This is a genomic window from Rheinheimera faecalis, from assembly GCF_021290965.1.
In the GTDB taxonomy this organism is placed as follows: Bacteria; Pseudomonadota; Gammaproteobacteria; order Enterobacterales; family Alteromonadaceae; genus Pararheinheimera; species Pararheinheimera faecalis.
Window position 1 is genome coordinate 528821 of record NZ_JAJOYT010000001.1, and the last position, 13742, is coordinate 542562.

13 protein-coding genes are annotated in these 13742 nt (G+C 45.5%); 3 read left to right on the forward strand and 10 right to left on the reverse strand.

Translation table 11 applies throughout. From position 1 onward, the window contains the following. Window positions 1-16: 16 nt before the first annotated feature. The 5 genes from LSG34_RS02500 to hinT form a co-directional block, all read right to left on the reverse strand. Complete coding sequence (locus LSG34_RS02500) at window positions 17-844, reverse strand: LytR/AlgR family response regulator transcription factor (protein ID WP_233007227.1); 828 nt, start codon at window positions 842-844, stop codon at window positions 17-19. Further along, window positions 828-1910, reverse strand: coding sequence for a sensor histidine kinase (locus LSG34_RS02505; RefSeq protein ID WP_233007228.1), 1083 nt, complete (start codon window positions 1908-1910; stop codon window positions 828-830). The genes LSG34_RS02500 and LSG34_RS02505 overlap by 17 nt, the downstream gene beginning before the upstream one ends. A gap of 124 nt (window positions 1911-2034) precedes the next feature. Further along, a complete protein-coding gene (locus tag LSG34_RS02510; protein ID WP_233007229.1) occupies window positions 2035-2502 on the reverse strand; it encodes an Mpo1 family 2-hydroxy fatty acid dioxygenase in 468 nt (155 codons plus the stop codon). Between the two features lie 66 nt (window positions 2503-2568). Then, window positions 2569-2967, reverse strand: a complete 399-nt coding sequence (locus tag LSG34_RS02515) for an acyl-CoA thioesterase (RefSeq protein ID WP_127022940.1) — start codon at window positions 2965-2967, stop codon at window positions 2569-2571. 91 nt (window positions 2968-3058) lie between these two features. Beyond that, a complete protein-coding gene (gene hinT / locus LSG34_RS02520; protein ID WP_233007230.1) occupies window positions 3059-3409 on the reverse strand; it encodes a purine nucleoside phosphoramidase in 351 nt (116 codons plus the stop codon). Window positions 3410-3459: 50 nt separating this feature from the next. Between hinT and LSG34_RS02525 the strand changes: the two genes are divergently transcribed. Continuing rightward, window positions 3460-5241, forward strand: a complete 1782-nt coding sequence (locus LSG34_RS02525) for a M61 family metallopeptidase (protein WP_233007231.1) — start codon at window positions 3460-3462, stop codon at window positions 5239-5241. A 1-nt stretch (window position 5242) separates the two neighbouring features. After that, window positions 5243-6256 carry a metal-dependent hydrolase gene (locus LSG34_RS02530; protein WP_233007232.1) on the forward strand — a complete coding sequence of 338 codons (1014 nt, stop codon included), beginning with the start codon at window positions 5243-5245 and terminating at the stop codon, window positions 6254-6256. A 46-nt stretch (window positions 6257-6302) separates the two neighbouring features. On the opposite strand, the gene LSG34_RS02535 is transcribed toward LSG34_RS02530, so the two are convergent. Next, the gene (locus tag LSG34_RS02535) at window positions 6303-7157 is read right to left on the reverse strand and encodes a 6-pyruvoyl trahydropterin synthase family protein (RefSeq protein ID WP_233007233.1); all 855 of its coding nucleotides are present in this window, start codon (window positions 7155-7157) and stop codon (window positions 6303-6305) included. Between the two features lie 78 nt (window positions 7158-7235). Further along, window positions 7236-7493 (reverse strand): hypothetical protein, encoded by a 258-nt coding sequence (locus LSG34_RS02540; RefSeq protein ID WP_233007234.1) that lies wholly within the window; start codon window positions 7491-7493, stop codon window positions 7236-7238. A 117-nt stretch (window positions 7494-7610) separates the two neighbouring features. Here LSG34_RS02540 and fabA point away from each other — a divergent pair, with 117 nt between their 5' ends. Next, complete coding sequence (gene fabA, locus LSG34_RS02545; protein ID WP_233007235.1) at window positions 7611-8123, forward strand: 3-hydroxyacyl-[acyl-carrier-protein] dehydratase FabA; 513 nt, start codon at window positions 7611-7613, stop codon at window positions 8121-8123. 64 nt (window positions 8124-8187) lie between these two features. Here the strand turns inward: fabA and LSG34_RS02550 are convergent, their stop codons facing one another. The 3 genes from LSG34_RS02550 to ydiJ all read right to left on the reverse strand — a co-directional run bounded on the left by LSG34_RS02550 (window position 8188) and on the right by ydiJ (window position 13736). Then, complete coding sequence (locus tag LSG34_RS02550) at window positions 8188-8568, reverse strand: DUF1761 domain-containing protein (RefSeq protein WP_233007236.1); 381 nt, start codon at window positions 8566-8568, stop codon at window positions 8188-8190. A 142-nt stretch (window positions 8569-8710) separates the two neighbouring features. Beyond that, a complete protein-coding gene (locus LSG34_RS02555; protein ID WP_233007237.1) occupies window positions 8711-10492 on the reverse strand; it encodes an AsmA family protein in 1782 nt (593 codons plus the stop codon). A gap of 205 nt (window positions 10493-10697) precedes the next feature. After that, a complete protein-coding gene (ydiJ, locus tag LSG34_RS02560; RefSeq protein ID WP_233007238.1) occupies window positions 10698-13736 on the reverse strand; it encodes a D-2-hydroxyglutarate dehydrogenase YdiJ in 3039 nt (1012 codons plus the stop codon). Between the last annotated feature and the right edge of the window lie 6 nt (window positions 13737-13742).

Here is a 13742-nt window from a genome sequence, read left to right on the forward strand (position 1 = left end):
TTTGTGAAGAGGAAATTTAGGAATTAAACACCATTTTGACTCGGTCTTTGTAACTACGGCTTACTTTTACCGCCTGACCATTGGTCAGCATCAACTGATGTTCACCATTCGCCAACATTTGCAACTTGGCGATGGTATTTACATTCACGATAGCGCTGCGATGAACCCGCACAAATAACTTCGGATCCAGCTCCTGCTCCAGCTCTTTCATGGTACGGCGCAAAATATGGGTCTGGCCATCACGGGTATGAATACACATATAATCACCGGCAGCGTCGACCCAGTCGATAGCGCTGACTGGCACACGGGTAATTTCACCGCTGTCTTTGATACTGATGGCTTCAGGGAAACGCTCATTCATTACAGGCTGAGACTGATCCAGACGTTGTAAAATCTGATCGGTTTTTTCACCTGTTAACTGCGCAACCACAGCAGCCAGTTGGCCTTTATGACGCTGATTGTCTTTGGCTTCAAAGTTTTTCGTCAGTTTAGCCACAGCTGCAGCTAAACGTTCTTTTTCCACAGGTTTGAGTACATAATCCAGCGCCTGAACTTCAAAGGCATTTAGAGCATAATGATCGTAGGCCGTAACAAACACCACATAAGGCAAATCAATCTGCAGCTGTTGCAGTTGCTTTAACACACCAAACCCATCCAGCCCTGGCATTTCGACATCTAAAAACACTGCATCAGGCTGATGCTCGCGGATGGCGGCTACAGCTTCTTCACCATTGCTGCACTCTGCGACAATATTTAGTTCAGGAAAATCAGCTAAACGCACCAGCATACCGCGGCGGGCTAACGGTTCATCGTCGACCACTATGACCTTAAGCATTTGTTTCATCTGTACTCTCTACTTCAAATGGTATTCTGATATTTACTTTCAAACCCCGTGGATGGTTGTGTGTTAAGACCAAAGAAAAATTGCGATCGTACAAGGCCGCTAATCGCTCTTTGGTATTGACCAAACCTACTCCGCCAGATTCCCCTTTTGGCAGACCATCGGAAATCACCATTCCAGGCCCGTCGTCTGCCACTTCCATCAGTAAATCGTGCCCAAACTTTTGCGCTGTGATCATGATTTTGCCACCACTGGTTTGGCTCGCTACGGCGTATTTAATAGCGTTTTCAACCAAAGGCTGCAAAATCAAGCTAGGTACTAGTGCCTGATCAGCGGCTTCATCGATGTCATAAATAATAGTCAGACGTTCTGAAAACCGGACTTTTTCTATTTCCAGATACAGATTGGCAGCATACAACTCCTGCTGCAGCGGCACCTTTTTAATAGGATCTTTGTAAAGCGAATAACGTAAGAAGTCGCTTAATCTGACTAACATCTTATTCGCTGTATCAGATTCCTTTAATAAGACCAAAGTCGATATAGCGTTTAAGGTGTTAAACAAAAAGTGTGGGTTAAGCTGATAACGCAGCATTTTCAGCTGGGCCTCATGGGCTTTGTTACTGGCAGTCAGCGACTTTTGCTTTTCCTGCTGCAACGTCTGGTAATACTTGATACCAAAATACAAACCACTCCAGCTTAGCAGTACATAAAAGCCGACTGTGGTTTGACGAAAGTATTGAGTCCAGCTGTCGGGTTTAAAACCGTGCCGGTAAATTTCCCAGTAATTAAAGTTACGAAACACAGTCCATACTGCGGCAATAAGAATAGCCACCGCCAGCACGCTGAGCAGCATTTTCCAGGGTTCCCAATGCCAGACTCTCTGGAAAGCATAACGCAGCGGAATGGTCAGTAACCAACCGGCATAAGCGTCCAGTGCCACTACTATCCAGTAGGCGCTGCGCATTTCCTGAAACAAGGAACCTAAATAACTGATGAGTGCAAAACCCACCCAACCTAAGGTGTGCAGCAGCCAAAACAGGCGATGACGATCTTCAAAAAATTTTTGCAAAATGGTTACAACTCGATCTGCTCTTACCTCTATTGTATCTCAGCAACCGGAGCTTGGTGAGCTTTAGTCAGTAGATTGAACTCGGGTAGCTCTCCATTAGTCGCAATACCCTTAGTACTTGAAGCTAATAGTTGATCTTTAGTTTTTTCAGGATAAAGCCCATTAGCCATGCAGGACCAATCAATAAAAACTGTAAATCCTGAAAAAACGATGGCTTTTTCCCTTCAATTTTATGGCCAATAAACTGAAACACCCACATCACCACAAATAAAAACAAAGACACTAACCAGATATCCAGGCTGAAGTTTTGCTCATATAAGCGGATTAACATCACCACCACTGCGGTGAATAAGGTCATGCCTACGCCAATAGCAAAAGATAAGCTGAAATAAAACGCCAGTGCCGGCATAGCAAGTAATAGAGGCCAGGTGATCTGTTGTTCTGCAAACAGGCTAAAAGGCATAGGGATTTGCCATAACAAACCAAAGACGGTGAAATAAATTGAGGGGACAGCAAACCAATGGATCAATTTATTGGTTGGGTTTTGATGGCTGACAGCGTATTCGGCAAACCATTGCTGGATAGTTTTCATGTTTTATCTGGCTCAGCGTCACTAAAGAATAACCCTACTCTACTGCTGAGCCAGCACATTGGCAAATTAGCCTAATACAGGAACCGGCTTGCGATCTGGCCCTAAAGCGACAAAAGTAAAGTTGCCCGATATGGCCTTGTGTTGATCGTCATCAAACATAGTTTCAACAAAAATATCCACGTTCACTTTAATACTGGTGCGGCCTACATGCTCAATTCGGGCAACCAGTTCGATAATAGAACCGGCCGGAATAGATTCTTTAAAATCCACCCGATCAGAACAGACAGTGACCAGAGGTTTACGACAAAAACGGGTCGCAGCAATAAAAGCAGCCTCATCCATCCAGGCTAAAGCTTCGCCACCAAACAAGGTATTGTGATGATTAGTCCGGCCAGGAAATACCGTTTTTGTGACACGGGTCACAGCGTATTCAATACGTTTAGCAAGTAAAGCTTCGTCAGTCATAAGGATCTCCGGCATAAAATTAAGGCGCGAATTTTAGAAGTTTCCCCGGCAATTGCAATCTATTTACCGATGATTATCCGACAAAAATAGCTTAGCGCGCCACCATAGCCCCTAAGGCTTTGCCTCCGACCAAATGCATATGGATATGATAAACTTCCTGGCCACCATGTTCATTGCAGTTCATGATCAAACGGTAACCGTTTTCAGCTATGCCAGCGTCTGCAGCCAGTTTGCGGGCCACAGTAAATAAACGGCCCAAAGCCAGCTCGTGTTCAGGCTCTACATCGTTTACTGTAGGAATTAATACATTAGGGACAATCAGGATATGAGTGGGTGCCCGTGGATTAATATCACGGAAAGCCGTGACTAAGTCGTCCTGGTATAAAATGTCGGCCGGAATTTCACGGCGAATGATTTTGCTGAAAATAGTTTCTTGAGCCATCAGAAGATCCTTATAAAATAATGCACACATCACTTTCGGGAGTATAGGGTATGACGCTATTGGCTTACCAGCTTAGTATTACTGACATTACCGCACATCTGGTTGCAGTTGAACTTCGTTTTACACCACAGAGCAGTGACAACATTCAGTTATCTTTGCCAAGCTGGATCCCCGGCAGCTATATGGTGCGTGATTTTGCCAAGCATCTACATTCTATTGAAGCTTTTGATGACGCAGGCGCTTTAACTGTGCTGCAGCAGGATAAACAAAGCTGGCAACTGAATCATAATCAGCAGGCGCTGACGGTGCGTTATAAAGTCTATGCCTTTGATTTGTCGGTGCGAGGCTGTTATCTGGACGATCAACTGGCTATTTTAAATCCGGCGGCTTTGTGTCTTGAAGTCAAAGGCATGGAATCGGCGCCTGTGACTTTGAATGTAATAGCACCTGAATTTTTAGACTGGCAAGTGGCGACAGGCTTAACCAGAGGCCGCACCACTCAACCACTGCACTTCGGTTTATATCATGCCGATAACTATCAGCAATTGATTGATACTCCGTTGATGTTGGGCAAACTGGATATTGCCGAGTTTGATGTCTGTGGTGTGCCCCATTATCTGGTGCTGGCAGGCCATGAGCAGGTTGATCTGGAACGTTTCAAAGCAGAGCTGCAACGCATCTGCCAACAGCAGCAACAGGTGTTTGGTGGACTGCCAGCCGATTTAAACCAGTATTGGTTTTTGTGTTGGGTAACAGATGCTGGGTATGGCGGGCTTGAGCATCACAATTCCACGTTGCTGCTGTTAACGCATCAGGATTTACCTAACGCACAGCGCCCGGACGAGAGCACAGCCGACTATCAGAATTTACTCGGCCTGTGCAGTCACGAGTATTTTCATACCTGGTGGGTGAAACGTGCTAAACCAGCTCAGTTTTTACCTTATCGATTAAACACAGAGCAATACACCAGCCAGCTGTGGCTCTATGAAGGTTTTACCTCTTATTATGATGATTTGGCTTTGGTTCGTTGTGGTTTACTGACGCAGGAACAGTACTTTGCTGCATTGGAAAAAACCATTAACAGAGTGCAATTAAGCCCTTCAGAGCACGTGCAATCTGTGGCTGATAGCAGCTTTAACGCCTGGACTAAGTACTACAAACAGGATGAAAATGCGGTCAATGCCGTGGTCAGCTATTACACCAAAGGCAGCCTGATTGCCTTGTGTCTGGATGCGTTATTGCGTAGTAAAGGCAAAACGCTCGATGCCTTGATGCAGTTAGCCTGGCGCAGTTATGGTGAGCCGGCTCTGGGCAGTTCTGAACAGCAATTTATCCAACTCTGTTCAGACTATGCAGGTAAAGACGTAGCCAGCCAATTATACAGCTGGGTACATGGCACTTCTGCACTCCCTCTGGCAGAACTCTTGCCGCATCTAGGCCTAACTACAGCCAAACGCCAGCAGGAACACAACAAAGATTTATCTGGCAGCAAAGCTCCTGCTTATCCGGTACGGGCTTTTGGCGCTGCTTTTACCGCCTCAGCTGAAGGCTTAAAAATAGCCAACGTGCCGCTGAACTCTGTTGCTTATAAAGCAGGTTTAATGGCTCAGGATCAACTGATTGCCATCAACACAGTCAAGGCCACAGAGCAAAATTTCTGGCGACAACTCAACCAAAGTAAGATTGGCAGCGTACTTACCCTGCATGTATTTCGTAAACAACGCCTGGTGCAGTTGTCGATGCCGGTAGAACTTGCTCTTGAGACTTTGACTTATCTGCAGCTTGTCGACCAGCAAAAGGCCGCGGCATGGCTTGGAAAAACACAGGAATAATATGGATTCGTTGTCACAAATAGCCTTGGGTGCAGCCGTCAGCGTCGCGGCTTTTCACAAACCTATACGCAATAAACAAATAAAGCTCTGGCAAGCGGCGGCTGCAGGCGCTGTCTTTGGTACCCTGCCCGATCTGGATGTGTTGATTTCACATGGCGACCCGATCAGCGATATGACTTTGCACCGCACTGAAAGCCATTCGTTGTTTTATTTAAGTTTAATTTCACCGTTTTTTGCCTGGCTGTTAGTGAAATTACTCCGAAGCCCTGGGTTGTTTAAACAGAGTTTCATTGCTATAGCACTGGTGCTACTCACTCATCCGCTGCTGGATACCTTGACTATTTATGGCACTCAGCTGGCTTTGCCTTTTAGTGATTATCCTTTTGGCACCGGCAGTGTTTTTGTCATTGATCCTTTGTACACCCTGCCGTTATTGATTGGCACTGGCATAGCGCTGTTTAACAAAAAATTAAGCTGGAATAGCGCTGGTTTAGCCTTGAGCAGTGCTTATTTGCTGTTTGGTTTAGTAGCGCAGCAATGGGCTTACGCAAAAGTAGAACAACAGTTGGCTGATTTTGATCAGAGAACGGATAAGTTATTAGTCACAGCGACCCCCTTTAATACCTTGTTATGGCGCGCCGTAGTGATCAGGGATGGCGAGTATCTGGAAGGGTATTATTCGTTGCTGGATGGCTCAACACCCATGCAGTGGCGCAGTTTTACGCGGGATAAAGCCTTGATTGAACTGTGGAAAGATAATCCGGCTGTGGCTCGTTTAGCCTGGTTTAGTCATGGTTTTTATCAGCTGGAACAAAAAGGCAATGAAGTGCTGCTGACGGACCTTCGGATGGGCATGGCGCCTTTTTACAGCTTTAGTTTTGTAGTCGCAGATGGCACAGAAGCCAAGCCACCGGTGCAGCTCGAATTCCCACGCGATAATGCCGCAAGTTTTGCCTGGTTGTATCAGCGGGCTTTGGCTAAAACTCAACTGCCTTTATCGGATTTGGTGCAGTGATAAAAAAGGCAGAGCTATGCTCTGCCTTTTGCTCAATAGCAAAGTACTAAGCGAAGGCAATAGCGCCTTTACCTACCCCTTCAAAAGCAACCACTTTCACTGCGCTAAGCTGATGTGATTCTTTCACGCTAGCCGCAATATAGTCAGCTAAACACTCCACAGTGGTATCACAAGGCACTACTTCGCAGGTTGCTGCTGGCAAAGAGATTTCAAAATAACCCTGAGCTGAGCTATAAGCAAAATGAAGCGCCCCAGCCTCGGCTTTTAAGTAACGCAAGGCAGATGCTTCAATCTGATCTTCAGCTGTTGCCAGATAAATATCTTCCCAACGTTCACTCCAGTATTTACCTAATTTAGGTGACAACATGCCGTTATCAAAAATCTGAATAGTAGAACGATGACCATGGGCGATGCGCTGGCAGTTGCCGTCATGTTTTTTCAGACCATGAGTGTAATGGTAAGAAAAACCACTGACCTGCTCAGTGCGCAGTTGCAACACTAGTTTGGCGACGTTATCAGGCAACAAGGGTTTAATTTGTTCTGTTAAAAATTCGGTGACAGAAGCCATATCAACTTTTTCAGCCTGAATAACCGCAAAAGCTTCAGCTGGGGATGCAATTTGCAACAGCCCTTTGGCGGAGCTAAATAACACTTGCTCCACTTCGCCGCTAAACAGCTGTGTGGCAGGGCTTAAAGCCGGAATAGCCAGTTTGTGGTCAACCAACTGATCAATAGCTTTTTTAATGACTTTTTTTACCAGACCAAAATCAAATACCATGGAGGTTTGATCCAAATCCCCATGCAACTCCACATCAACAATGTAACTTTCGCCAAGCAAGCCTCGTTGCTGACAAAGGTAAGAAAAATCGATGACGGTTAAGTCGCGGACAAATAAAATCATAAAAAACTTCCGGATGGCGCTGAAACAGCAAAAAGTGGCGGCATTATAAAGCAATACGCAGCGCGCGTTAAGTTGGCCTTATTTTTTATGCTCCGTCAGCCAGCCATTCAGTAAACCAATTTGTCCAAGTTTATGTGCTGCGTACATTAAACGTATTGCATTGCTGAGAATCACACTGTCACTCCATTCAGTTTTTTGCTGAATTTCGTGATAACAAGTCAAAGCCTCAGGTGTTAAGTAACCGCGCAACTCTTTTTTTCCAGAGCCTTTTTGCCTTTCTCTGTAGCGCTGTTGCTTCTGCGCATTAGAAAGTGGTTTTTTTTCTTGTTCCGTCATAATGCTTCTATCTTTTGATGTTAGTTTGATTTCGGAAGGTCAGCTTGACTAATCGGACTTGTTTAGCTTACAAGTGTTCGCTAAAGTGGCCCAGCCTTGATGATGGATCTAACATACATGACTAAGAATAGCTTTACAAAACAAGATTTAGTGGCCTGTGGCCGTGGGGAATTATTTGGCGAAGGTAACAGTCAGTTGCCTGTCGATAATATGCTGATGATTGACCGTGTTGTACACATTTCGGAAGAAGGTGGTAAATACGGCAAAGGGGAAATCATCGCTGAATTTGATATTCATCCTGAACTGTGGTTTTTCGATTGCCACTTTAAAGGTGATCCAGTGATGCCTGGTTGTTTAGGTTTAGACGCTATGTGGCAACTGGTAGGTTTCTTCCTTGGCTGGGCTGGTGGCCCGGGTAAAGGTCGTGCTTTAGGCGTGGGTGAAGTGAAATTTTCTGGTCAAATCCTGCCTACAGCAAAGAAAGTCACCTATCGCATTGATATGACCCGCGTGATTAAGCGTAAATTGTTTATGGGTATTGCTGAAGGTTCTGTCAGTGTGGATGGCCGCGAAATTTACACAGCTAAAGAGCTGAAAGTGGGCTTATTTCAAGATACTTCTGCATTCTAAGCAGGTTTTGTCTTAGAAAAAAACGGAGCTTAATGCTCCGTTTTTTTATCTGAACATTTTGCACTTAATGCCACAAACCTAAAATCAAACCAAACAGCATAAACTGAACCAGATGATAACCTCCGTCAATCAACCACAACTTAAAAGAGCGTTGGGCAAACTGGTAGTTGATACCAAAGCTGGCTGCGACAAAACCAAAGCCTGCTAATGCGCCTGCATGCACCGCCATCAGTAAATCTGGTGCAGGCCCTATCCAGACTGCAAAACAATAAGCCGCCAATAAAGAAAATAAAAAACTGATGCCAAAAACTTTGGCCGGGTGAGCGTTTTGTTCCACGCCGCCATTTTCTTTATTCCAGACTTTTCCAAACAATAAAGGGGAATACCATAAACCACCCAGCATAAAGCTGGAAACCGCTGCCAGAACTATCGCCCATGTATTCATTATGTTTCCTTGTTATTTTTCAGATACGGACTGTTGTTATTGCCTGCTCAGTCTGAAAGTTACAGCGGACTAAGTCAATTATGCTGCGCATAAAAAAGCCCACGATCTGGCTAGCTCGTGGGCTCTTTATCAGCTTTGTCTGTTAACCACCGCCGAGTTTTTCCAGCAGTTTGTTTTTCAGTTTTTCTTTGCCACTTTCTACTTTCTCTTTCAACTGGCCTTCCAATAAGGCTTTGGTATCCAAAGAGTATTTAGGTTTTTGCATTGTACCGCTGATTTTAAGTGGTATTTCAACGCCAGCCAGATCGTCTTTTTCTTTACCACCCTGACCTTTTGACGTATTCACCAGCGCCGTACTGAGCTGATAATCCAATTCTTCATTCAGTAAGTTAGCTGAACCTTTGCCTGCAAGTCGTAACAAAGGGGCCGCCATTTTTAAATCAGGATTCGTCAACACACCATCAGTCAGGTTAAAACTGCCGGTTAAACTAGAGAAGTCCGTTTTTTGCTCTGAATTATCACCGGTCTGAGCCTCATTTTTCAGTGTGGCTTTGGCATTTCGGATCATTTGCGCGATATTGACACCATACAAAGAACCATCTGTCACTTCAAAACTGCCGGTTGCCAGCAGGTTTTTCTTGATCTGCTCCGGCAACAAACTATGACCTTTGCCTTCGATGGTCAGTTTTGCAGTGCCACTTAATAAATCAATATCAGCGCCATCTATCAGCATAGGCCGCAGCGCCAGGCCAGACAGTTGCTTATTGAAGCTATAGCTGACAGGCGTTTTGCGGGCATCCAGCGTAGCTTTGGCCAGAACTTTGCCCTGGTATAAATCTGCGCTGGCATTTTGAATTTGAACCAGCCCTGCTTTATTGGTCAACGCCAACTGCAGGTTTTCTGTATGCAGGCCAGCAGCTTTTAATGTTTTCACTGCCAGTTTTAAATCCAGATCAAATTGGCGCAGCGCTGATAAATCGGGTTCGGCGCTGTTTTGCTGAGCTGTTGTACCTGCTTGCTCCGCGCTGTTGTCAGAGATGTAAGAAGCTGTGTCCACTTCATCCAGTTGCAGATCGAGTTTAATCACGGCTTGTTTAGCGTAATTCACTGACAGTTGGCCTGAACCTTTGATCTCATCCAGTTGTAACTTTTTCCACTGCCACTCCAGCTGTTTTTTATCCAGAGCCAGTGTTAACTCTGTCTCTAAAGAAAGCTGTTTGACCGGGACACCCGTAAAGTCAGTCTCTACGACAAAGTTTTTCAACTGCACTAACTGATTATTTTCACTCAATTGCAATTGTGCAGAACCTTTGACATCCAGCTGGGTTTGGCCAGACAGCACGACCAATTCAAAATCCAATGGAGCCCATTCATTGGCTTTAAAATCACTTAATTTGAGTGATTTCAAGCTTAATCGCTGGTCTGGACTGCCTTCACTCAACAGATTTAATTGCAGATTACTAATAGATAAGTCCTGCAGTTGCAGTTGTTGGCTGGTTGCAGGTCCAGTTTCAGTAGTAGCGGTCGTTTTGTCTGCCGTCAGACCATCCATACTGGAGCTGCCATCTTTTCGGGTGACCAGATTGGCAGTGACGCCATCTAAATGCAGCTGCTGAATTTGCAGATCCTTGTTAAACAATGGCATCAAGGCTACGGCGGCCGTCAATTCGGACACTTCCAGCATTTGCTCTGGCGCAAAACCATTTGGATTCGATAATTTTACATCGGTCAGTGATACCCCAAGACTAGGGTAAATAGTCCAGCCAATATCCCCTGCTATCTGCAGTTCTCGTCCGGTTTGCTGTTCAACCTTGTTGGTAATTTCCGCTTTAAAATCATTTAAATCAAACACGACCAGCAGATAAAAGGCAGCTACTGCGATAAAACCTGCCACGACCGCGAGCAGCCATTTAAACCAATTCATATCCATCTTCCTTTGGGTGAAGTTATTAAAAAGCTAATGGCTAGCATAGCTCAATGGCATAAACCTAAGCTGAACTTGATAGTTTTTATTGGGTTATATTACTGGAGGGGCGATAAATGACATTCAGTTAGCTTTTATAGAAAGAGATTTAGATAAAAATAGACAGGGACAGGCGATGTCCCCGTCCCTGAATTTAAAAAACGCCCTAAAGTAACTGCAACAGCTGTTGCAACGGATGTTTAGGTTTAACGCCTTCTAAACGTTTTACCTGACTGCGACAGGAGAATCCTGTCACCAACACCTGATCAGCTCCGGTGTTTTGTACGGGTTGTTGCCAGCTCATTTCATACAAAGTTTTGCTGTTATCAAAATTCTGCGCTTCATGACCATAAGTGCCGGCCATACCACAGCAGCCGACAGACACAGCTTTAAGTTCTAATCCAGCTTTGGCATAAATCTGCTTCCACTGATTCTCTGTTGCCGGCAGCGCCGTTTTTTCAGTGCAGTGCGCCAGTAAACTAAAACTCTGCTTTGTCTGAATAGCAGGTAAGTCTTGTTTCACCAGCCATTCATGAAATAAAGCCACCTGATAATCGCCGCGTTGATCGCCTAAGGTTTTGACATACTCGTCGCGATACACCAATACCAGAGATGCATCTAAGCCCAGCAATGGCGCTCCTAAAGCGGCAACCTGATTTAAAAAATCAGAAGCTGTTTTCGCTGTTTTAGCAAAATCGCGTAAGAAGCCTTTGACGTGCTGCGGTTTACCGTTGGGTAAAAATGGCAACAAGACAGGCCTAAAGCCAAGTTTTTCGATCAGCTTCAGCGCATCAGCCACTAAATCGGCCTCATAGAAGCTGGTAAAAGGGTCCTGCACCAACAGCACTAACTTTTGTTTTTCTGCCTCTGACAAAGCTTGTAGCTCTGTTAGATTAAAGCTGTAGTTGCCCTCTACTCTTTGTTTTAAGGTGGGAACTGATAATTGAGGGGTATCGACATAACCCACTGTCTTTTTCAGCAAACTTGCCATCCAGCCTTGCTGCAGGAAAAAATTGACCAGTTTTGGCATACTTGCCAGCAGTGGCGCCGAGCGCTCAATATTTCCGACCAGATAATCTTTGGCCGGTCGTAAATAACGACTGTGATAGAGCTGAATAAAACGGGCACGGAAGGATGGCACATCGACTTTGATAGGACACTGGCCCGCACAGGCTTTGCAGGCCAAACAGCCTTCCATTGCTTCCATCACTTCATGGGAGAAATCATACTGGCCCTGCTTTTTCTGCCAGCTGTTTTTGATTTTGGCGACTACACCAGACAGCGTCTGAGATTTATTCAGCAGCTCTTGCTCTTGCGCCAATACATCCACGCCCTGATTGCTCATCAGACGCAGCCACTCGCGCATTAAACCTGCTCTGCCTTTAGGGCTGTGTCGTCTGTCTTTAGTGACTTTACTGGACGGACACATAGGCGAATTTTCTTCGTAGTTAAAACACAAGCCGTTGCCGTTACAGTTTAAGCTGCTGTCAAAACTCTCTTTTACGACCACCGGAATCTGCCGATCGTAAAAACCACGTTTGACATCATCGACACTGACCAGCTGTTCACTGCTGTCGATAGGTGTACAAATTTTGCCTGGGTTGACGCGGTTGAAGGGGTCAAAGGCCGTTTTGATTTTACGCAGCTCTGTAAATAAAGCCTCACCAAAAAACTCCGGGCCATATTCGCTGCGATAACCTTTGCCATGCTCGCCCCACATCAAACCGCCATATTTTGCGGTCAGTTTCACCACCTGATCGGAGATAACGCGTAACTGTTTTTCCTGCTCCGGGTCACACATATCCAAAGCTGGACGGACATGCAGCACACCAGCATCGACATGACCAAACATGCCATAGGCCAGACCATGGCTATCGAGTAAAGCGCGGAATTCCATAATAAAATCAGCCAGATTTTCAGGAGGAACTGCGGTATCTTCGGTAAAAGGAATAGGTTTTTTGCTGCCTTTAGCGTTGCCCAACAGGCCCACTGCCTTTTTGCGCATCGCGTAAATCTGGGTGATGGCGTTGTTATCATAAGTCAGCTGATAACCAATGATGCCAGACTCGCCATTTTCAACCGACTGTTGCAGGCGAGCTTCTAACTGCTGAACTTTTTGCGCCATATCCGCTTCGTCTTCAGCATTGTATTCGACCATATTCAGGCCAAGCATGGTTTTGCCAGGCACATCTTCAATAAAGTCTTTGACCTGATGCCAAATGATATCGTTACGGGCTAAATCCAGAACTTTGCTGTCGACAGTTTCCACCGAGGTCGCCTGAGCGGCCACTAAAAATGGGGCATTTCTAAGCGCACTTTCAAAGCTGTCGTACTTCACATTGACCAGACATTTGTATTTGGCTATAGGCGTGATGTTGAGTTTTGCTTCGGTGACAAAACCTAAAGAGCCTTCAGATCCGGTAATAACGCGGGATAAATCAAACTGAGTTAAATCCTCGTTAAACACATGTTCTAAGTCATAACCTGTTAAAAAGCGGTTTAAACGCGGAAAGGTTTTTAAAATATCAGCACGGAAATCGCGGCAACTGGATAACACCTGACGATAAACACGACCAATGCTATCCTGGCGCTCTGCCAGCTGCTCTGCCTGAGCTATCGGCATCACATGAGTATGCAGCGGCGTGCCGTCGATCAGCACAGTATCGAGGGATAACACATGATCACTGGTTTTACCGTACACCAAAGAGCCCTGACCTGAAGCATCGGTGTTGATCATGCCCCCTATGGTGGCGCGGTTTGACGTAGATAAATCCGGAGAAAAGAAAAAGCCATAGGGTTTTAAAAAAGCGTTCAGCTGATCTTTAATCACACCAGCCTGTACCCGCACCCAACGTTCTTCGACATTAATTTCAATAATGTCGCGCATATGGCGGGATAAATCGACCACCACTGCAGAGGTTAAGGCCTGACCATTAGTGCCGGTGCCGCCACCCCGTGGTGTGAATTTTATGTCGCTAAAACTGACTGTCTGAGCCAAAGAACAAATCAGCTGCACGTCAGCAGCAGATTTAGGTAATAACACAGCAGCAGGCAGTTGTTGGTATACGCTGTTGTCTGTGGCAACAGCTAAACGGCTGGCATAACTGACTTCAATGTCGCCGGAAAAACCAGCAGCTGTTAAAGCAGTAACGTAAGCCTGTACCTGGGGATTGAGTGTTTCTGTCGCAGTTAACTTCGGGATCATAAGACG